This is a genomic window from Sphingobium sp. AP50, from assembly GCF_900109095.1.
GTDB lineage: Bacteria > Pseudomonadota > Alphaproteobacteria > Sphingomonadales > Sphingomonadaceae > Sphingobium.
In genome coordinates this window covers 1-19,833 of sequence record NZ_FNYZ01000023.1, presented here as the reverse complement: position 1 = coordinate 19,833, position 19,833 = coordinate 1, and the positions used below count along the sequence as shown (strand labels likewise).

The following is a 19,833-nucleotide window of genomic DNA, read 5'->3' as shown; positions in this document are numbered from 1 at the left end:
AATCATTTTGCCGAACTGGCCGGAGGTCCTCACCGTACGCGATTGCTCCGCTCGCGCTGCCACGCTTCGACAGCGATCGTCATGGAAGCGTGGCCGACTTTTTTCGACGCTGGCATAAATCGATACCCCGTTCCCGACCTTCACTGGGCTATGAAAGCTGATTGCATCGATCGCTACCGTCACTGCCCCGCCACTGCATTCGACCGAGTCGACCGCCCCGGCCGGCATGCTGGAAAAGCAGATGGCAGAACGCACGGCCGGTGGCTGGTCAGATATGAATGGCATGGCCTACCGCCTTTAATGCGCTTTCATGCGTGGCCTCGCCCAGCGTGGGATGCGCATGGATGATCCCCGCCACATCCTCCAACGTCGCTCCCATTTCGACCAACGTGGCGAATTCCCCGGCCAGTTCCGAAATATGACGGCCAACGGCCTGAATACCCAATATTCGACCGGTCGCCTTGTCCGCGATCGTGCGCACAAAGCCGCCATCGTCCCCTGCATCCATCGACAGGGCGCGGCCATTCGCCTGGAGCGGAAACTGACCGACGGCGTGTCCCGCCCCTCCTTCGGCCACGCCGACCGAAACGATCTCCGGTTCGGTAAAGCAGACAGACGCTATTGCGGTCGGATCGAAGCGGCGCTTCTTGCCCGCAATGATTTCCGCGACCATTTCACCTTGAGCGGACGCTTTGTGCGCCAACATGGGCTCGCCGACCAGATCGCCGATTGCCCAGACATTATGCATGGATGTGGCGCAACAGTCATCGACCCGAACGAAACCGCCGTCAAGCGCGACTGCCATCTCTTCTAGCCCAAAGCCCTCGGTCAGCGGCTTGCGCCCGACCGTCACCAATATCTTGTCGGCAGGCAGGACAGACACCGCGCCGCCATCGGTTTCAATGGCCAGCCCCTCTTCGACAAGCCCCTGCACCCGCGCGCCCAGATACAGGGCGACGCCATGCTTTTCCAGCCAGCGCGCGACCGGATCGGTCAGCTTGCTGTCGAACTGGGGCAGGATTCTGTCAGCTGCATCCACAATCTCGACGCGGGAGCCGAGCTTAGCAAAGGCTATGCCAAGTTCCAGACCGATATAGCCCGCGCCGACCACCACCAGCCGGTCGGGCACCTGCGCCAGTGAGAGCGCCTGCGTCGAGGAGATTACCTTACCGCCAAAAGGAAGGAGTGGCAGTTCAACCGACTGCGATCCCGTGGCCAAAATGACATGTTCCGGCCTGATCCGGACTTCGCCCTCTACGGTGTCCACGGTGCAGCTTTTCGCATCGGCAAAGCGCGCCCAGCCCCTGACGACGCGGACTTTTGCTTTGCGCAACAACCCGGCCACGCCGCCACTTAGGCGATCGACAACGCCATTTTTCCAGGCGACGGTTTCATCGAAGGCCAGTCGCGGCACACCATTGATATGGATGCCAAAGCGACCATCGGCCGAAGCGGCGCGAACCGTCTCTTCAAACAAGCCCGCCGCGTGGATCAACGCCTTGGACGGGATGCAGCCGCGGATGAGGCAAGTGCCCCCCAGCCGGTCAGCCTCTACAAGGACCGTGTCCAGCCCCAGCTGACCGGCGCGGATGGCGGCCACATAACCGCCAGGGCCGCCGCCGACCACCAACACCTTGGGCGTCAGCGTCTCGGTCATGCGGCTTCTCCCATGAAAATAAGGGCAGGATGTTCGATATAACGCTTCAGCGCCTGAATGAATAGCGCCGCGTCATAGCCATCGACGATGCGATGATCGAAGGAAGAAGAGATGTTCATCACCTTGCGCACGGAGATGAAGGCACCCTGCACGACCGGCTTTTCGACGATCTTGTTGGGACCGATAATCGCGACTTCGGGATGATTGATGACCGGCGTCGTGGCGATCCCGCCCAGAGTTCCGAGCGAGGTGACGGTGACCGTCGATCCGCTCAGTTCCTCCCGCGTCGCGCTGCCTGATCGCGCCGCAGCGGCAACGCGCGACAACTCGCGCGCGCAATCCCACAAGTCGCGCGCCTCGGCATGACGCAACACCGGAACCATCAGGCCGGCAGGCGTTTGAGTGGCAATACCAACATGAATGCCCTCATGGCTGTGAAGCACACCGGCATCGTCGTCGAAGCGGGCGTTAATCTGTGGGAAATCCGGCAGCACCCGTGCCATCGCCCTGATCAGGAAAGGGAGAAGGGTCAGCTTGGGCATATCCTCGCTACGATGCGCGTTGAGATCGGCGCGCAACGCCTCCAATTCTGTGACGTCGCATTCCTCGACATAGGCGATGTGTGGGATACGGCGCTTTGCGTCCTGCATCTTTTCAGCGATCTTGCGCCGCAGACCGATGATCTTCTGCTCGCCCACGCCATGACGCTCCACCAGAGCGTGTCCGGCGGCCGGCTGGCCACCCGAGGCGACATAGGCGTCCAAATCTTCCTGCAGGATGCGCCCACCCGGTCCGTTCCCCGGCACGAACTGCAAGGGAATGCCAAGTTCCCGCGCCCGGCGACGCGTCGCCGGGGCCGCGAAAGGCGCCGTTTCGAAATCGCGCCGCGAGGTGGCCCTTTTAATCGGCGCAGGCGTCGACTGGACCGCGACAGGCGCGGGCGGCGGCGGCGAAGCGGGCGCCTCTTCGCGCTTCTCTTCCTCAGGCGGCCGGGCTGCCGTCCTGGCCGGTTGGGATGCGCCGGCCGCGACATTGCCTTCGCCCTCAACCTCCATTTCCACGATGATTGATCCGACCGGCATCATCCCGCCAATCTCGCCATGAACCGCAAGAACCGTTCCATCGACGGGCGACGTCAGGTCGACGGTCGCCTTGTCGGTCATGACATCGACCAAGCTCTGATCTTCCCGCACCGCATCACCGACCTTCACGTGCCAGATGACGACTTCCGCCTCAGCGACACCTTCGCCGATATCGGGCAAGCGAAAATGGTAGAGGCCCATCAGTTATTCTCCATCACACGCGTCAGCGCGGTTGCGAGCCGTCTCGGCCCAGGGAAATAATCCCATTCAAAAGCATGGGGATAGGGCGTGTCCCAGCCCGCCACGCGCGTGACTGGACTTTTCAGCGCCCAAAAACACCGTTCCTGAATCAACGCTGAGAGCTCACCGCCAAATCCGCCGAAACCCGAGGCTTCGTGCAGGATGACGCAGCGCCCCGTTTTCAAAACAGATGCCACTATCGTCTCGATATCGAGCGGCACGATGGATCGCAGGTCGATCAGTTCGGCATTCACGCCGCTGTCCGTTATGCCCGCGTTCGCGACATGGACCATCGTGCCATAGGCTATGACGGTTACATCGCTGCCTTCGCGCACAACGGCCGCCTTGCCCAGCGGCACGGTATAGTGCTCCTCGGGCACTTCAGCAGTCGGATCGCCTGCCCAAGTCTTTAGCGTCTGATCATACCGGCCATCGAACGGGCCGTTGTAAAGCCGCTTGGGTTCAAGGAAAATCACCGGATCATCATCCTCGATTGAGGCGATCAGCAGGCCCTTAGCGTCATAGGGGTTGGATGGAATGACGGTTTTCAGCCCCGTAATGTGGGCAAAAATGGCTTCTGGCGACTGGCTGTGAGTCTGACCGCCAAATATGCCTCCGCCATAGGGGGAGCGGACCGTGATTGGCGCCCAAAACTGACCTCCGGATCTGTAGCGCAGGCGCGCCGCTTCCGACACCAACTGGTCGTAGGCAGGCAGGATATAGTCGGCGAACTGGATCTCCGCGACGGGGCGCAAACCATAAGTTCCCATTCCGATCGCCGTGGCGATGATTCCGCTTTCGGCAATTGGCGTATCGAAACAACGCTTCAGGCCATGCTTCTTCTGAAGGCCGTCGGTCACACGGAAGACGCCGCCAAAATAGCCGACGTCCTGACCGAAAACCAGCGTGTCGGGATCAAGCCCCAGCTTCACATCGAGCGCTGAATTGAGCGCTTGGATCATGTTCATCATGGGCATGGCGTCAAACTCCGAGTTCGCGGCGTTGTTCAATCACGCGCCAGTCGGGATCGCGGAAAACACCCTCGAACATCTCGCGCACGGAAGGTTTAGATTTACCGAGCGTGCCGACCGCTTCACCCGCCTTGACGGAAGTGCGGACCTGCTGACCCAGCTCCTCGGCAAGCGCAGCATGTCTGGTTTCGTCCCATTCGCCCAGCGCGATCAAATGCTGTTTGAGGCGATCGACTGGGTCGCCAAGTGGCCAAGCCTCTGGCTCATCGGCAGGCCGGTATTTGGTGGGATCGTCGCTGGTGGAATGACCGGCCGCGCGATAGGTGTAGAATTCGATCAGCGTCGCGCCACAGTTAGCTCGCGCCCTCTCCACCGCCCATTCAGTCGCCGCCCAGACGGCAAGGAAGTCGTTGCCGTCCACTCGAAGGCCTGGCAGGCCATAGCCCAGCGCCTTGGCGGCGAAGGTCGTTTCATTGGCGCCAGCAATACCCGCGAATGAGGAGATCGCCCATTGATTATTGGTTATGCAGATCAGCGCAGGCGCGCGATACACGCTGGCGAAGGTCATCGCCTCGTGAAAATCGCCCTCACCAGTCGTACCTTCACCGACGTAAGCCAGCGCGATTTTGTCGTCCTCTTTGAACGCGGAAGCCATAGCCCAGCCAACTGCTTGACCCAATTGAGTCCCCAGATTGCCGGAGATTGAAAAGAAACCGTAATCTCGCGCCGAGTAGAGGATTGGCAATTGCCGTCCTTTCAGCGGATCCTTTTCATTGGAAAATATTTGGTTGACCAATTGCTCCAGCGGATAATCCCGGGCCATCAGCCAGGATAGAACGCGATATGTTGGAAAGCACATGTCGCCCTTTCCAAGCAGAAGCGACTGGGCAGTCGAAATTGCCTCTTCGCCCGTCGACTTCATGTAGAAGCTGGTCTTGCCCTGCCGGTGCGCGCGGAACAGACGTTCATCGAAAGCACGTGTCAGCATCATCGCACGCAGGCCCTTCAGCAGCACCTGCGGATCGATGCGCGGTGCCCAAGGCCCGCGCGGTGTACCTTGGTCATCGAGCACGCGGATCAGACCATAGGGGAGATCGCGCATATTCCGCTCATGCTCGAGTTCGTCAGGCCTGCGGGTTTCTCCCACTGCGGGAAGGCTCATGTTATGAAATGCCGGCGGATCACCCGGCCGGCTGATTGGTTCGGGAATGTGAAGGGACAGGGACGGTCGATTCATCTCGGAAATCCTCGCGCGAAGACATGTATGTATTGTCTCGATCGGGGAATTTCCCTCTTATTTTTGCAATCGCGAAGGCTCTTACGGAAGAAACATCCTCACACCGCACAAGCCATAGAAAATTATTCCTTAAAGGTCGGCTCCGTCACGCGCTACGACGACGGAGCCCATCGGTCTCGGTAACGAAGCGCCATGAAAGCCATCACGCCATCAAGCGCCCCAAAGGCGTTCAGACCGAAAAAGGATGTTTAATCACAGCTGCGCCGCGACGAGCGCTCCCGCCAGCAAAGGGCCGGCTATGGAACCGGACCGCCCGGAAGCGACCGCCGCGCCCATGGCGGTGGCTTCCGCTCCGGTCCGATATAAACGCAGTACGATACCGTAGAGGCCGGCTTGAGCCCCCGCCAACGTCATGTCGACGACCACGGCGAGGTGGCGGTGAGCGTAAAACTGCCGGTGACCACCGGCATCAAAGCCAACGCAGCGACCATTGCCGGAAACAGGATCAGGAAGGCGGCCGTCGGAGAATGACAGTCAATATACCGGCCTATGAGCAGGCTGGCGCCCGTCGCGACATTGAACATGATCTGCATGATGCCCGCACTCTGCTGAGTGAGGTGAGCCGAAAGAAGAAGGAGAGGCATCTAGTTCAACAGAAGATAAAGGTCGAGCACTGCCGAGAAAAAGGCTGTCCACAAACACAGGCTTACGCGAAAGCTTCCACTGGAAAGAGCAAGAAAAATAAATTAACTCTATTGGCAATAATCGAACGCGGCATGGGCCACCCGCACCGCCCGGGACACATCCCGTTCAGCCGCTTTGAGCCGAAAAGCAGTGGTGCGCACCTTCTTGCCCGACGGATCCGCAGTGCTTAGCGACGACAAATGAGCGTCCTTCATAAGCAAGCACCAGAGCCTGTTCTTGGATTGCCTCTCCACTGGCCATATAAGCATAGCGACCGCCAATCTTGAAGCAAGAACCTCGGAAGGCGTCGGACTGCCTTATATATCCGTCATTGGAGCCGCCATTATTCCGGCTGCCTACCTTGTTGTTGCAATGCTTGCATTCGCGTGGTCCTCCATCCCGAGCAAGGCGGACCACCCCGCGGTTGCGTGATCGCGCTTCCCGATAGCCGGTCACGCCGCATCTGGTCAGATCGATTTTAGGCGGACAACCTCATCGTCGATCTGTTGCAGCATGGTGGTAAAGGCGGCGAGCTGATCGGCCGAGAAGCGGGCGAAAAGACGATGCTCCAGTTCCAGCGCGCGGGGCGCTATCTGGCGATAGAGATGCTCCCCATCAGCGGTAAGTTCGAGCAACCGGGAGCGGCCATCGCTAACGTTGGGCTTTTTTTGGATCATTCCGCGGCGAGACAGAGCGATGGCGGCGCGGCTCACCGCCACCTTGTCCATTCGCGTGCGAACGCAGATTTCCTGCTGCGTAATGCCCTTTCCCTGTCCTACCCATGCTAAAACCCGCCATTCCAAGATGCTGATGTCGAACCAATCGGCATAAGCTCCCGCAATAAGGTCGCTGAGCAAGCTTGCGGTATAGGACAGCCGGTAAGGCAGAAAGCGGTCGAGGTCGAGGGCAACGATAGTCATCGACGTATGGTAACATTTGACACCACCTACGCAATCTGTAATATGGTTTCAAAAGTTACCAATTTTGCATGAGCTAAGACTATGCGCACGAGGGCTACTAACTTAAGCATGCAGCGGAGCAAGCCGTGCTCGGCAGGGACTGTCCCGCAGGCGGGCGACAATGGAATGATGCCGGGGTTCGGCAATCATTTCGCGACCGAGGCGCTGGAAGGCGCGCTGCCGAACGGGCGCAATTCCCCCCAGCATGTGCCCTATGGTCTTTATGCCGAACAGCTGTCCGGCACGGCCTTCACAGCACCCCGGGTCGAAAACCATCGGTCTTGGCTCTACCGCCTGCGACCCACTGCTGATCACCTGCCCTACCGGCCCTATTCGCGGCAGACCCTGTTGCGCACCGGCCCATTTACCGAGGTCCCTCCGACGCCCAACCGATTACGCTGGGATCCAATGCCGATGCCTGTCGAGCCGACGGACTTTGTCGACGGCCTCGTTTCCTATTGCGGGAACGGCGATCCGGCTTCCGCCATTGGGCTGGGCGTCCACATCTATGCGGCGAACCGCTCGATGGAAGACCGCGCCTTCTACAGCGCCGATGGCGAACTGCTGATCGTCCCCCAACAGGGACGATTGCGGATTATGACGGAAATGGGCGTTATCGACGTGCAGCCGGAACAGATCGTCGTCATTCCACGCGGCCTGCGCTTTTCGGTCAAACTGCTCGACAGAGAAGTGCGCGGCTATGTCTGCGAAAACTACGGTGCGCTTTTCCGCCTGCCGGATCTAGGTCCGATCGGGTCGAACGGACTTGCCAATCCCCGCGACTTCGAGGCGCCAAAAGCTTGGTTCGAGGACAGGGATCAGGATTTCGAGATCGTCCAGAAATATTGCGGATCGCTTTGGACCACGACGCTTAAGCACTCCCCGTTCGACGTCGTCGCATGGCATGGCAATCTGACGCCCTATCGTTATGATCTGCGCCGCTTCAACACAGTCAACACGGTCAGCTTCGACCATCCTGATCCCTCGATCTTCACGGTGCTGACCTCCCCCACCGATACCCCCGGCACGGCCAATTGCGACTTCGTGATCTTCCCGCCGCGCTGGATGGTCGCCGAGGACACATTCCGTCCGCCATGGTTCCATCGCAATGTGATGAGCGAGTATATGGGCCTTATCCACGGCGCCTATGATGCCAAGGCGGGCGGCTTCGCGCCGGGCGGCGCGTCGCTGCACAACTGCATGTCGGGCCACGGTCCCGATCAGGCAAGCTATGACGGCGCGGTTAGGGCGGAACTGGCTCCGCACAAGATCGAAAACACGATGGCCTTCATGTTCGAAAGCCGCTTCCCGTTCCAGCCGACGCGCTTCGCCCTCGAAACGCCGCTGTGCCAGCTCGACTATGACGACTGCTGGTCGGGCTTCCGCAAGGCCCAGCTTCCCCTACCCAACACCTCACTCGGAGATGCAAAGGCGTGACCTTCCCCCTGATCGATGAGACGCATGATCCCTGCCTCGAATCCTGGGTCGAGAGCGCGCGCAATCACCCCGATTTCCCCGTTCAAAACCTGCCTTATGGCATCTTTTCCCATGGCAATGGCCGCCGCCGCTTGGGCACCGCCATCGGTAATTTCATCCTCGACCTTTCAGCCATCGCGGATTATCTGCCGATTGATCAAGACGTGCTGCGCGGCATAAGCCTGAACGAGCTGTTTTCGCTGTCCGCGAACGACCGCACAGTTCTGCGAGGCGCCCTGAGCAAGCTATTGTGCGATGCGGGCAACAAGGACGCCATCAGCGTACACCTGTATCCATCGGATGCATGCGAACTGCACCTCCCGGCAACTATCGGCGACTATACCGATTTCTATGTAGGCATTCATCACGCAACCAATATCGGACGACTTTTCCGACCCGAAAATCCGCTGCTGCCCAACTACAAATATGTCCCGATCGGCTATCATGGTCGGGCATCCTCGATCCGCCCGTCAGGCCTACCGGTCCGCCGTCCCACCGGGCAGCAGAAAAGCTCGGATGCGGATGCGCCCGTTTTTGGTCCGTCGACGCGCCTCGATTATGAACTGGAACTGGGGGTCTGGATCGGCCGTGGGAACGAACCGGGCGAAATAATCCCCATCAGCGAGGCGCAGGATCATATTGCCGGCTTCTGCCTGCTGAACGACTGGTCCGCGCGCGATTTTCAGGCGTGGGAATATGTGCCGCTCGGCCCGTTTCTGGCAAAGAATTTCCATTCGACCATTTCGCCCTGGGTGATCACCGCCGAAGCGCTCGCGCCATTTCGCATGGCCCAGCCGGTACGCCCGGCTGATGATCCGCAACCCCTGCCGTATCTATGGGACGAAGAAGATCAGGCCAAAGGGGCGCTTGCGATCGAACTGGAAGTCTATCTGACGAGCGCGGCGATGCGGGAGGCAGGCCTTGAGCCGCAACGGTTGTCGTCAGGACCAGCAGCGAACATGTACTGGACCGCGCAGCAGATGGTCACCCATCATGCGTCCAATGGCTGCAATCTATCTCCGGGCGACCTTCTGGGCACGGGGACCATTTCCGCACCGACCAGCGATGGGTTCGGGAGCCTTATCGAACTGAGCAAGGGCGGCAAAGAGATGATCCAGCTTCCCACCGGCGAGCAGCGGGCGTTTCTGAAAGATGGCGACGAGGTCAGGTTTAAGGCTGTCGCCCGAGCGGAAGGCTTCGTGCCGATCGGCTTCGGCGAATGCCGCGCTATCATCGAGCCGGCGCGATGAGCGACATCGTGCTGCACGGATATTGGCGGTCCAGCGCGACCTATCGGGTTCGGATTGCCCTAAACCTGAAGTCGATCGTTTATCATCAGGTTACGTATGACCTGCGGACGGGCGCACAGAAGTGTCCGCTCTTTCTGAGCCTCCTGCCGCAAGGACTGGTGCCGGCAATCGAGTCAAACGATATGGTGTTAACCCAGAGTCCGGCGATCCTAGAATGGGTCGAGGAGCAATGGCCCAGCCCGCCGCTGCTCCCCACCAATATACGCTGTCGTGCGATGGTGCGCAGCATGGCGGCGCTGATCGGCTGCGACATTCACCCGCTCAACAATCTGCGGGTGCTCAACGCGCTGAAGTCCGATTTCAACGCGTCACAGCAGCAGGTGGACGAGTGGATCGCCCGCTGGATCGTGGGAGGTTTCGCGGCGCTGGAGCTGCTCGTCCAACGCCATGGCGATGGTTTTTGCTATGGCAATGTTCCGAGCTTCGCGGACTGCTACCTCGTTCCCCAAATTTATTCGGCGAGACGTTTTGGGGTGGATCTTTCGCCCTATTCCGCACTCAATGCCGTGGCGAACGCGATGGAACGTTTGCCGCCGGTTCAAGCCGCGCATCCTTCTCAGCAACCCGACGCCTGATGAAGATCGCGGCGCAGCGTCCGGCGCCGATCCATCGGTCTGACATCGGGCGGTGCTCGCTCCGGCCGCCAGTCGTTTTTCCAGTGGCACTACGGCCAGCATATCTGATTCTCTCTGGAACGATGTTGGAATTTCCCAGAGGTCAACGGGCATGAAGCTGAACTTCCTTCAATTCGCCTTCGGTCGGAGTCCATTCCTCGAGGCCTAAATATAGCGGCTATTCCGGCTGGATCAGCATGTCGCCCTCCCCAACCAGTTCGGGGGCTCCCTTGCCTAGCAGCGCGCCCATTGACGTGGGATTACCTCGAGTGAATTACTTCCAAATGAAGATATCTGGGTGGACATCGTTGCACATCAATCCGATTGTGACGTCACAATTTGCCCTCCTAATGCGCGTATTATGGCGATGATCGTGCTTGAAATAAACGCCACCTCTCAAATACATATGTCTAGACCTTCTTTTTAGCAGTTTGCGGAAAAGGCTTTCTCCTTGAGCCGCTTGAGGTGACTCAGACGCCTTTAGCTGAGTTTGAAGGATTTGAGATGCGTGGCGGCGATTACCTGAGAGAAGGGTTGTTTTCCTACGTGAGCTGGAGACCCGCAACAACGGGGTGATTGCTGGCTGGCTTGATGACGTCGAGGCTGCGCGGCGCACCAAGGGCATCGTTCGGACCGATTCCCAGGATGCCCGGCGTTGATTTCGCCGTTTCTGCCAACTTGCGAACAGAGTGAACCCATGGTTTCTCGACGCTCGTGGTAGATCAGGCAGTTGAAGTTGTAAGCGAGGTTGCAAAGGGTCAGTATCGCCTCAGGGCGGGCGAGGCCAATGGTGCGGATGGACAGGTTGAACCGGTTCTTTTGATGCGCAAAGACATGCGCACGGATCGAGGATTTGGCTGCATTGGCCTGCGCGGCTGCCTTGGACATCGGCTTCTCCATAGGTTTGCGCCGATGGATACGGCACGTGAGCAGTGCGCATCGCGTTGACCAGTAGGTTGCCACGCAAACGGGTCGCGTCGGATTTAGGGATTGGCAAGTCGACCCTGAACAAATTGGTATCACAGTATCGGCCGTTTGACCTAGTGGCAGCGCCGCAGGCAGATCTGTCGCGCGAGAATGAACGCCTTAGCCTTGAAAACCGCATGATGCGGGAGGAGGGAAGTGCTAAAAAACGGCCCCGGGCTGAGCGCGCCTGTGTGGGGTAGAAACGGGTCGTGCTATGGTGTTCGTCAGGAGGGTCGCGGCCGTTCGCTTATTGGAGGCATGATACCCCGTTAAAAAACGTGGCCCGTGGGCATTTGCGTACTTGAGAGTGGCGACGCCGCATTGCGACGATCCCGGTTAGGAAGATGACTGTTAGCATAGCCCATACCCTCCGCTTAGAAGGAGGACGTGGGATGACAGGAGCAAATCGCTGGGCGTAGACGCATTGTCTATGGTCAACCCTGGCGCCGCCGCCATCGATATCGGCTTGACCATGCACATGGCGGCCATCAGCCCGCGGGCGGACGACAATCCCGTGCGGGCATTTGGCACATTCACCGGCGAGCTGCATGAGATGGCCCGTTGGTTCAAGGCCAGCGGCGTCACCAGCGTCGCGATGGAATCCACCGGCGTATACTGGATCCCGGCCTATGAAGTGCTGGAAGGGCACGGCTTTCATATCATTCTCGTCAACGCCCGATACGCCAAGAACCTCCCAGGCCGAAAGACCGATGTCAGCGATGCGGCCTCGCTGCAACGCCTTCACAGCTATGCGCTATTGCGGGGGAGTTTCCGTCCCGAGGCTGGCGTGGCGACCATGCTTGCCTATCTCCGGCAGCGCGAACGGCTTATTGAATATGCCGCGTCTCATATCGAACACATGCAGAAGGCGCTGATGGAGATGAACGTACAGCTTCATCACGTCGTCTCCGACATCACGGGCGTTACGGGCATGCGGATCATCAGGGCCATTGTTGCCGGCGAACGCAAGCCCATCACGCTGGCGGAAATGCGCGACGTCCGTTGTCATGCTTCCGTGGAGACAATCTGCGCCGCCTTGTCTGGAAACTGGTGGGACGAGCACATCTTCGCCCTTTGCCAGTCTTTGGCACTGTACGACTTTTACCAGACCAAGGTCCTCGAATGCGATCGTAAGCTGAAAGTCGCGCTCAAGGCCCTCGAAATCGACAAGGGGCACGATATTCGCGGCCTCCCCAACGTCCGGACCAAAAGACGGCAGGTGAACACGCCTGACCTCGAGGTCCGGTCCGCGCTTTATCGCGTGCTGGGCGCGGACCTAACGCAAATCCACGGAATAGGCCCATCCCTGGCGCTCAAGCTCGTCGGCGAGTGCGGCACCGACCTTGCAGCATGGCCCAGTTCCAAGCATTTTACGTCCTGGCTGTGTCTGGCGCCAGGTAACAAAATATCGGGCGGCAAATTGTTGCCGTCGAAAACCCGGCGATCGTCGAGCCGCCCCGCTACGCTCCTGCGTTTGACGGCGACCACAACAGGCCGCAGCGACACCGCATCGCGCGTTTTACCGGCGGCTATCGGCGCGTGCAGGAAAGGCGAAGGCGGTCACGGCCACCGCGCGCAATATCGCTTTCCTGTTTACAACAGCCTGCGCTACGGCATGGCGTATCATGATCCCGGCGCCACCCAATATGAAGAGCGGTACCGCAGCGTGTGATCCGGCAATCTCCAGCGCCGCGCAAGGGCTTTCGGCTTCTCCCTTGAGGAAGTGCCGCCACAGCTCGATATGACTGTTTCTTAAGAAGGAAGGCGCCGCCGTTCCTCAACACTCCAGCGACGGAGGCGTCAGTTCCGCCGAAAACCTTGATCCGCCCCACAAACACCGCTCCTAAGTTCGCAAGTAAGATCGACCTTAAGACCGACCCATCATCCCCCAGGCAAGGCGGCGCTCAGCGGATGCGTACGCCGCAAAGCGGCAACTCGATCTACTATCCACCGCTGCCAAGGACCGAGTGCGCAAATCCATCGAAAGAGCCCGCCATCCGTGTAGCCCTGCTTCGTCACCACGGATTCTGGATCAGAAATCACGCCCGAAAGTAAACCTACACCAATTCGAAATAGTCATAAACGGCTCTAAGCGCCATTTATTTCATTTCTCCAACAAATAATCCAGAGACTTAATGAAACGTCTGCGAGGCTAGCGCAGACGTTTTCGCATCATACTTTACAGAGGTTGATTCTGTACGCAGGCAATTTTGGCCGATTGCACTACTGAGCTAGCGACTTGTTCACAAAGGCTCGGAAATCCTTCTGCAGGGCGCGTCGGGCAGCGACGTCGGAGTAGAACATGTGCCCGCCAACGACACAGTAATTAACAACTCTTCTACGAATCAGAGGGTCGCTCTGCGCGACGGCTTCGTCCAGCGCAGAACATGACTGATCGAAATTACCGCGGACATTCATAACCATGAGCGCTTCGTTGAGGTCCATTGCAACCCGCAAGGGAGCCGGAGCTGCAGGATCCCGATCATTATATTTGAACATCTGCGCCATCCAGTCTGAACTAAACCCGTTGACTGGATCTACGGTAAGCGGCTCGGGGTGAAATGACTTTCCAAAAGGTCCGCGATATAGAAGATCGCTTTCAAAGCCGAGATCTTTACGGACATAGGTATTGAAGACCCGGGAGGTTCCTTCCATTAAGTCGCGCATGGGCAATAGACTGGGGTCGTCCCATGGCATCCAGAAGGCACCAGAAGCCCGCTTTTTCAGGACCATCCGCCGATCATAGCGGCCCAACTCCATGCTCTGGTCCGCCAGCAGGTTGTCGCTGTAGACATCGGAATCAATTACGAGCTTACCTTTATCAATGAATTTGGGATCGAGACCCGTGAAGCGCTTGAGTCCGGCAAGAATTATCCCGCGCTCCGTCTCTGTTAAGGCGTCTACGCGTGCAAGAGCCGGCGCGTAAGTAGTACGCGCCCAGCTTTCGGCGCGCGCTACGGCTTCCGTGCTAGATAAAGCCTGGAGGTCGGGCTCGAGACGTTTATGGAAATAGGCGGTTTCGGTAAATAAAGTGATGTTGAGAGCCTCGCTGGTGGTGCGCTTCAGCTTCTGGCCGGTATCGTAGCCACCAGAAATGAGGATAACACCCTTCAGATGGGTACGGCGCTTTTCGAGAGCTTCGGCAACTAGCATGGCACGAGTCGTGCCATAGCTCTCTCCGCCGATGAACAAAGGCCGGTCCCACATCTCATATCGCGTCAGAAATACGCGGATCGCCTCTGCGACCGCTTCCGCATCTCCGCGGCCGGTATACAGAATATCGCGAAATTCCTTACTCGTAGCACGACTAAATCCCGTTCCTGGTGGATCGATGAACACCAGATCACTGGTGTCAAACCAGCTCTCCTCATGATCGATGATCGGTGTCTCGGTATTTTGGCCCCATTCAGTAAAAGTATCCGCCGTCGTGACGCGCTTGGGCCCAAAACCTACTATATGTACTTGCGCAGAATTGGACCCGGGACCGCCATTCCATAGGAATGTCAACGGTCGGGGCGGCGAATCTGGCTGGCGATTGGCAATATAGGCTGTAATGAAGATATTACCTGCCAACTCACCGGTATCATTCACATAAAGTGGCAACAGACCTGTGTGCGCCACATAGGTCATATTTTTGCCGTGAATCGTTACCGAATGCTTCGTATCAACGATCCTGCTTTCATGCGGCAGCACTTGTGCGCTCGCGGTGGCGATTGATGCGGCCATGGCAAGTACAGCAAAGCACGATGCCAATTTCCCTTTTTTCATACCTTTACTCCTGATAGATCGGCCGCACACACCCTTCTGATCCTCATCTTAAAATTTGACCTGGAGGTTTGCGCCTATCGTTCGTGGCCTCGTGAAAGTCGCGGTTGGCAACCGCGTACCACTGCGCGTGTCAACGGTTAATGGTGATATCTCGTTCAAAAGGTTGCGAACATAGAGGCCCAACTCCCACATCTCCCCAATCTTCACGTTGCCGAATAAATCAACCAAGGTGTAAGCGGGCAATCTCGGCCGCGTGATTCCCGCAGGTCCGGCAGCTAGATCCTGATTGAAGTTGGCATAGCGACTGCTCACATGATTAACATTGAAACCGAAATCGACATCGACACTGTCATTTAGCGGCAGCTGCTGGGTCGCACCTATATTGGTCGTGAATTTAGCCGCATTTGGGAGCAGATCGTCTGCTAGACCGAATAGACGCTGGGTTCCACCCTCCGTCCGATCAAGAGACTTGGTCAACTTCGCGTTCTGGATCGACCCGTTGGCCGTAATCGTAAGGCCGGTCCATCCCTGTGCGGTGAAGGCGAACTCAAGGCCGCTGCTGCGTGCCGTCTTGCCATTTTGAATGAAAAGAAATTGCGATGGCAGCGCCGTATTTTGAAGCTGAATATCCTTCCAGTCAATCCGAAATACGGCAATATCGAAGGTGGCACGCCTATCAAGAGTGCTGCCCTTAAACCCCAGTTCGTAGCTTATGACGGTGTCTTTGTCGAAGCTCGGCGAAGCACCAGGCGATGCCGTGTTTGGGCCACCAGGCCTATATCCACTCGCAATCCGGGCATAGGCCATCATATCCGGGTTGAACCGATAGGTCGGCGTTACCAGCCATGTAAGTGCATTCTCGTTCGAGCGAAAAACAGCATTTTCGCCTACACCGAATACCGGTTGCGCCGGTACATCGACGATGCCAACCACGTTGTAGTTCTGCTTATTATGAGCATAGCGGGCACCGAGCTGAACATCCAGTTTCTCCGTTGCGTGCAATGTCACGTCGCCGAACACTGCGTTTTCACGATAGGATGTCACGTTAGCGGAAGAATAAATGACATTGTTCAGGCCGGAGCGCATAATCGTCTGTGCCAGCCGAGAATGCTCAACGGTATAGAAGCCGCCGATCAACCAGTCGACCAACGAACCAGTTCCCTCAAGGCGTAATTCCTGACTAAATTTGTTGGTCTTTATAGGGGCTCCAAGCAGATAGGTGCCGCCCGCCCCGTAAAAACCGTTCAGCGCTCCGCCGAAGGTGTTGGAGACGTCGGAGGTTGTCTGCTGGTCACTCTGGCCCCAAGCTGTTACAGAAGTGAGATCGGCAAAACCGAGATCTAATTTAGCCCGGCCAGTGTAGAGATTAAGTTTCGCCTTACGCGGCACCACTGCAACGTTGGACGTGAACTCGTCAGTGCTCACACCGCGAGGATCGAAGGTCACGACCGTATTGGCACCAACCGTCGCGCGACAGCTCGGACAAACCAGAATGTCCTCAGAACCTTCCGATTCGGTGCGCTGCGCTAGAACCGACAACGTAATTTCCAGCGCATCTATCGGATTAAGCTGAACCGCAGCGCGGCCACCCCAGACCCGGTTCATATTGGCATCCTTGGTTCTTACGCCAGCCACAACCGAGTCGATATATTGCGGATCACGTCGATAGAATCCACTCACGCTGAGTGCCACTCGATCAAGAATGATCGGCACATTAATTGCGCTCCGCGCCGACCATCCCTCGCCTCCATGATCTACCGAGTTGATGCCTACCTGAGCCTCGCCCGAAAACTTTGAAGTACTCGGCGAGCGCGTGACATATTTAATAAGGCCTCCGAGACTGGACGCGCCATAGAGCGTGCCTTGAGGTCCACGCAGCACTTCGATCTGCTGGATGATCGCCGGATCGAGACTTGGAATAGGCGGCTGACCTAGATAGCTGGAGGAACCGAACTGCACATCGTCGATCAAGACAGAAACGGTCGGGTTCGTGCCCCCACCCGCATTTATCCCACGCACCGCGATGTTTTGTGTGCCACCTCCGGAAATCGCCAAGCCCGGAATGCGCGACGCAAGGTCCCCCAATGTCACAAGATTTTGAGCAACCATGGTGTCAGAGGTAACCGCACTAATGGATACCGGAACATCGATCAGCCGCTCGTCACGCTTTTGCGCAGTGACGATGATCTCTTCTGACGCGCCGCTGGGTCTTATGTCAGATGGGGCTTGGGCTGATGCCATGATCGGCCAGACGGCTAAAGAGCTTTGCGCTAATAACATGGCCTTACGAAATACTGACATATATTCCCCCACTTTTTAGATTTGCTGGCATTTCCAAGTTAGCAAATTACGGATTTACATCCCTTTTATATGCATATCATCTTAGACATTTTATTTTTCTTCATGTAATTTAGTTTGATCTATAATTTTGCATTTCTGCAGCTTATAGGTTTTATCATAAAATCTTATGAGCATAATTTGCCTCTCATGCCGAACAATGGCGTATCTATATTTTATAGAATTGAGAGATATTATCTAGAAAAATAGCGGTATTATTATCACCTTCAGAGACTCCATGGCCAGCCTCATAGTGGAAAAGAGCTATGTTACTGCGCTGTGACTCTGGAATATCAATTGTCCTCCAACCCCAATCAGTGGAAAAGGAATTGCAACCCAGATCGTAGTAACCGCTATGCTGTTGTACACGCATTGCCGGATTCGCCCGCATCGCTTCAGCCATGTCGTCATAGTAGTTGGCAAAAGTGGCAACGAGATAACCGTCGATATCTGCGAAAGAATGGAAATCAGAAGTATCCCACGGGTGCGGGCCGGGTCGGTCTTGAACATAGATACCGGGTGCCAGCCCCCGATAGAGAGGTGCGTCAACTATTCCCAAGACCGTCCTAGCTAGAATGTTGACCGGATCCTCAAATTTCGGAGGGCGTCCATAATCCACCGGAGAAACTTTGGCGCCAGGATTCAAATTTTCTTTAAACTCCTGGGTGGTCATGCGAATATGATGGTGCGCCCAGACTTCTTTTGAGATCCCTGTCAGCGCCTCTAGCCGGGTCAACACGCCTAGACGCAAGCTCGTATCCATCTGGGGCCAAGCGACTAAGGCTTTAAGATATTCTCCTGTTGCAAATGCTGCCGCTTCGGCCACCGCCTCGGCACATGTCGGAGCAGGATGCGCTTGCCTCTTATCTCTCCAGGCCATAGCAGCGAAATTAGGCAGCTTCATGTAAAAAGGTGCCAAATTCCCTGACGCATTCCAGGCTGTAAATCCGTTCAAAGCAGACGAGATGAACACAGCACCGCTGACTTCAATCCCGCTTTCGCGCAGAAAATGAGTAACTACCGGTAGACGGATCGTACCGTAGCTACGGCCCGACAGATATACCGGTGAGCGCTTACGCCCATTCTGATCCAGATAGCGCTTAATTAGTTCCGCGACCGAAGCACCGTCGCTTGCCACGGAATAAAAATCCCATAATTCACTGCCGCCTGCCGGAACGCTCCATCCGGTACCTACTGGATCGATGAACACCAGATCGGTCCGGTCGAGCACACCATGTTCATGCGGAAGAATGCGAGGCGGACCTTGGGAGTCTGGATCCATGCGCTTGGGGCCCCACAAAAATTGCAACCTTCCCGCCGCCCCGCTTGGCCCCCCTCCCCAAATAAATGTCACCGGTCGTGTGATTGCGCCGCCTTTGCGCACGTACGACTGGAAAACCATATGCGCGCCGGGCTTACCATCCACCCCTCCTACCTCAATTGCACTCAAGCTATATTCATAGTCGAAGTCTTCGCCGCGCACTCGCGCACGCTCGATCGCGGTTCGACGCCTGTCACCGAGTAAGCTGGCAGCGAAAGCCGCTCGAGTGCGTTCGACCGCCGGGTCGAGCACTGGGGGCGCTGCAGGGGAAACAGACGAACTCTTCGCTGAAGCCGCACTGCTTATGGCAACAGCCGAGGTTCCGGCCAACCCAACCAACAAATCTCTGCGTGAAGGCATTTTTTTCTCCCTAACGCCAAGCATCTGCCGGACGATATTTCTGCTATTAAGCCGAGCTCATCTCGGCGGCCCGCGCCAGCTGCTAAACTGCGTTATTGCTTCAATCGAGATACGTGCGTAAATTTGTGGCATTCGCCGTAAACAGGCTACAAGGTCCGTCCGATGGCCTACGGCATCGACGTTTGACGACCTGATTTTCGGTGGCATTGCGATGCGTCTGCATTAGCTTCTCGCTCGCTTGGCCACACCCCAGGGGTGCGCATCCACCAACTATATTCCGACTAAGTCGGCTTCTTCGGCGTTCAGTCGTAAAAATTGAAAAAGCATAGCCCGATCATGACAGGCATCCAAAAAGTCCTTCAATTAACCTTCTGACTATTACGGCGCCTTAGTAAGTCGAAATACTTCCCGAAACCGACGATTTCGTTTCCATTAAGAAAAGCCCGTAGTGCCTGGATGGGCCGCTGGAACGCCTCACCCACGTATAACACCCTTGTGAAAGCCGGATACAGACTCATGTCATGCCCCCTGGAACTGCCTCAATATTCACAATACATCCATGTCTTGTCAACAACCATCTGTGGATCACTCCGGCTGCAGGTTTAAACGTATCTGATGTCGTAACCCGCCATGCAGGCGGTGGAAGCCCTGTCAGTCCCTTTGGCCGCAGGAAATGTCGCAAATACGTCGTTGATACACTTCTGTATTTTCTGGGTGAGACGTGACGACGGTAAGTAGCGGTTGAGAGGAGGACGGCAGATGGGGTTGATTGCGCCGCGTTATGTTCGCCCGTTCGTCAAAAGGCATAAGAACGATGCCGTAGATGCCGAGGCCATTGTCATCGCCGCGCA

Annotated in this window: 14 protein-coding genes; 4 read left to right on the top strand and 10 right to left on the bottom strand. The window is 57.1% G+C overall.

Annotated features, from left to right (window positions below; genetic code table 11):
- Positions 1 to 268: 268 nt before the first annotated feature.
- The 6 genes from lpdA to BMY84_RS24640 all read right to left on the bottom strand — a co-directional run bounded on the left by lpdA (position 269) and on the right by BMY84_RS24640 (position 6,791).
- Positions 269 to 1,657, bottom strand: coding sequence for a dihydrolipoyl dehydrogenase (gene lpdA / locus BMY84_RS24670; protein ID WP_093087445.1), 1,389 nt, complete (start codon positions 1,655 to 1,657; stop codon positions 269 to 271).
- Complete coding sequence (locus BMY84_RS24665) at positions 1,654 to 2,940, bottom strand: dihydrolipoamide acetyltransferase family protein (RefSeq protein WP_093087443.1); 1,287 nt, start codon at positions 2,938 to 2,940, stop codon at positions 1,654 to 1,656. The genes lpdA and BMY84_RS24665 overlap by 4 nt, the downstream gene beginning before the upstream one ends.
- Positions 2,940 to 3,956, bottom strand: a complete 1,017-nt coding sequence (locus BMY84_RS24660; protein ID WP_093087442.1) for an alpha-ketoacid dehydrogenase subunit beta — start codon at positions 3,954 to 3,956, stop codon at positions 2,940 to 2,942. The genes BMY84_RS24665 and BMY84_RS24660 overlap by 1 nt, the downstream gene beginning before the upstream one ends.
- Positions 3,957 to 3,960: 4 nt before the next feature.
- Positions 3,961 to 5,187, bottom strand: a complete 1,227-nt coding sequence (locus tag BMY84_RS24655) for a thiamine pyrophosphate-dependent enzyme (RefSeq protein WP_093087440.1) — start codon at positions 5,185 to 5,187, stop codon at positions 3,961 to 3,963.
- Positions 5,188 to 5,597: 410 nt separating this feature from the next.
- Complete coding sequence (locus tag BMY84_RS24650; RefSeq protein WP_093087438.1) at positions 5,598 to 5,780, bottom strand: hypothetical protein; 183 nt, start codon at positions 5,778 to 5,780, stop codon at positions 5,598 to 5,600.
- Positions 5,781 to 6,338: 558 nt separating this feature from the next.
- The gene (locus tag BMY84_RS24640) at positions 6,339 to 6,791 is read right to left on the bottom strand and encodes a MarR family winged helix-turn-helix transcriptional regulator (RefSeq protein WP_093087434.1); all 453 of its coding nucleotides are present in this window, start codon (positions 6,789 to 6,791) and stop codon (positions 6,339 to 6,341) included.
- Between the two features lie 168 nt (positions 6,792 to 6,959).
- Between BMY84_RS24640 and hmgA the strand changes: the two genes are divergently transcribed.
- From hmgA to maiA, 3 genes are read left to right on the top strand one after another with little or no spacing between them, the layout of a single operon-like run.
- Positions 6,960 to 8,267 (top strand): homogentisate 1,2-dioxygenase, encoded by a 1,308-nt coding sequence (gene hmgA / locus BMY84_RS24635; protein WP_093087540.1) that lies wholly within the window; start codon positions 6,960 to 6,962, stop codon positions 8,265 to 8,267.
- The gene (gene fahA, locus BMY84_RS24630; protein WP_093087432.1) at positions 8,264 to 9,556 is read left to right on the top strand and encodes a fumarylacetoacetase; all 1,293 of its coding nucleotides are present in this window, start codon (positions 8,264 to 8,266) and stop codon (positions 9,554 to 9,556) included. The genes hmgA and fahA overlap by 4 nt, the downstream gene beginning before the upstream one ends.
- Positions 9,553 to 10,191, top strand: coding sequence for a maleylacetoacetate isomerase (maiA, locus tag BMY84_RS24625; protein ID WP_093087538.1), 639 nt, complete (start codon positions 9,553 to 9,555; stop codon positions 10,189 to 10,191). The genes fahA and maiA overlap by 4 nt, the downstream gene beginning before the upstream one ends.
- 519 nt (positions 10,192 to 10,710) lie before the next feature.
- On the opposite strand, the gene BMY84_RS30240 is transcribed toward maiA, so the two are convergent.
- Positions 10,711 to 11,118, bottom strand: coding sequence for a hypothetical protein (locus tag BMY84_RS30240; RefSeq protein WP_218147024.1), 408 nt, complete (start codon positions 11,116 to 11,118; stop codon positions 10,711 to 10,713).
- Positions 11,119 to 11,626: 508 nt separating this feature from the next.
- Here BMY84_RS30240 and BMY84_RS24610 point away from each other — a divergent pair.
- Positions 11,627 to 12,868, top strand: coding sequence for an IS110 family transposase (locus BMY84_RS24610; protein WP_218147023.1), 1,242 nt, complete (start codon positions 11,627 to 11,629; stop codon positions 12,866 to 12,868).
- Positions 12,869 to 13,419: 551 nt separating this feature from the next.
- Here BMY84_RS24610 and BMY84_RS24605 read toward each other — a convergent pair.
- The 3 genes from BMY84_RS24605 to BMY84_RS29440 all read right to left on the bottom strand — a co-directional run bounded on the left by BMY84_RS24605 (position 13,420) and on the right by BMY84_RS29440 (position 18,784).
- On the bottom strand, positions 13,420 to 14,964 hold the full coding sequence (locus tag BMY84_RS24605; RefSeq protein WP_093087430.1) for a S10 family serine carboxypeptidase-like protein: 1,545 nt from the start codon (positions 14,962 to 14,964) through the stop codon (positions 13,420 to 13,422).
- Between the two features lie 48 nt (positions 14,965 to 15,012).
- Entirely contained in the window at positions 15,013 to 17,265 is a 2,253-nt protein-coding gene (locus tag BMY84_RS24600; RefSeq protein WP_093087429.1) for a TonB-dependent receptor, read from the bottom strand.
- Positions 17,266 to 17,470: 205 nt separating this feature from the next.
- Positions 17,471 to 18,784, bottom strand: a complete 1,314-nt coding sequence (locus BMY84_RS29440; protein ID WP_143075152.1) for a hypothetical protein — start codon at positions 18,782 to 18,784, stop codon at positions 17,471 to 17,473.
- Positions 18,785 to 19,833 lie beyond the last annotated feature (1,049 nt).

Coding starts and splice junctions, on each gene's coding strand:
- BMY84_RS30240 (WP_218147024.1), bottom strand. CDS start 11,118: ATGTCCAAGGCAGCCGCGCAGGCCAATGCAGCCAAATCCTCGATCCGT.
- BMY84_RS24665 (WP_093087443.1), bottom strand. CDS start 2,940: ATGGGCCTCTACCATTTTCGCTTGCCCGATATCGGCGAAGGTGTCGCT.
- BMY84_RS24610 (WP_218147023.1), top strand. CDS start 11,627: ATGGTCAACCCTGGCGCCGCCGCCATCGATATCGGCTTGACCATGCAC.
- BMY84_RS24605 (WP_093087430.1), bottom strand. CDS start 14,964: ATGAAAAAAGGGAAATTGGCATCGTGCTTTGCTGTACTTGCCATGGCC.
- maiA (WP_093087538.1), top strand. CDS start 9,553: ATGAGCGACATCGTGCTGCACGGATATTGGCGGTCCAGCGCGACCTAT.
- BMY84_RS24660 (WP_093087442.1), bottom strand. CDS start 3,956: ATGCCCATGATGAACATGATCCAAGCGCTCAATTCAGCGCTCGATGTG.
- BMY84_RS24655 (WP_093087440.1), bottom strand. CDS start 5,187: ATGAATCGACCGTCCCTGTCCCTTCACATTCCCGAACCAATCAGCCGG.
- lpdA (WP_093087445.1), bottom strand. CDS start 1,657: ATGACCGAGACGCTGACGCCCAAGGTGTTGGTGGTCGGCGGCGGCCCT.
- BMY84_RS24640 (WP_093087434.1), bottom strand. CDS start 6,791: ATGACTATCGTTGCCCTCGACCTCGACCGCTTTCTGCCTTACCGGCTG.
- BMY84_RS24600 (WP_093087429.1), bottom strand. CDS start 17,265: ATGTCAGTATTTCGTAAGGCCATGTTATTAGCGCAAAGCTCTTTAGCC.
- hmgA (WP_093087540.1), top strand. CDS start 6,960: ATGCCGGGGTTCGGCAATCATTTCGCGACCGAGGCGCTGGAAGGCGCG.
- BMY84_RS24650 (WP_093087438.1), bottom strand. CDS start 5,780: ATGCAGATCATGTTCAATGTCGCGACGGGCGCCAGCCTGCTCATAGGC.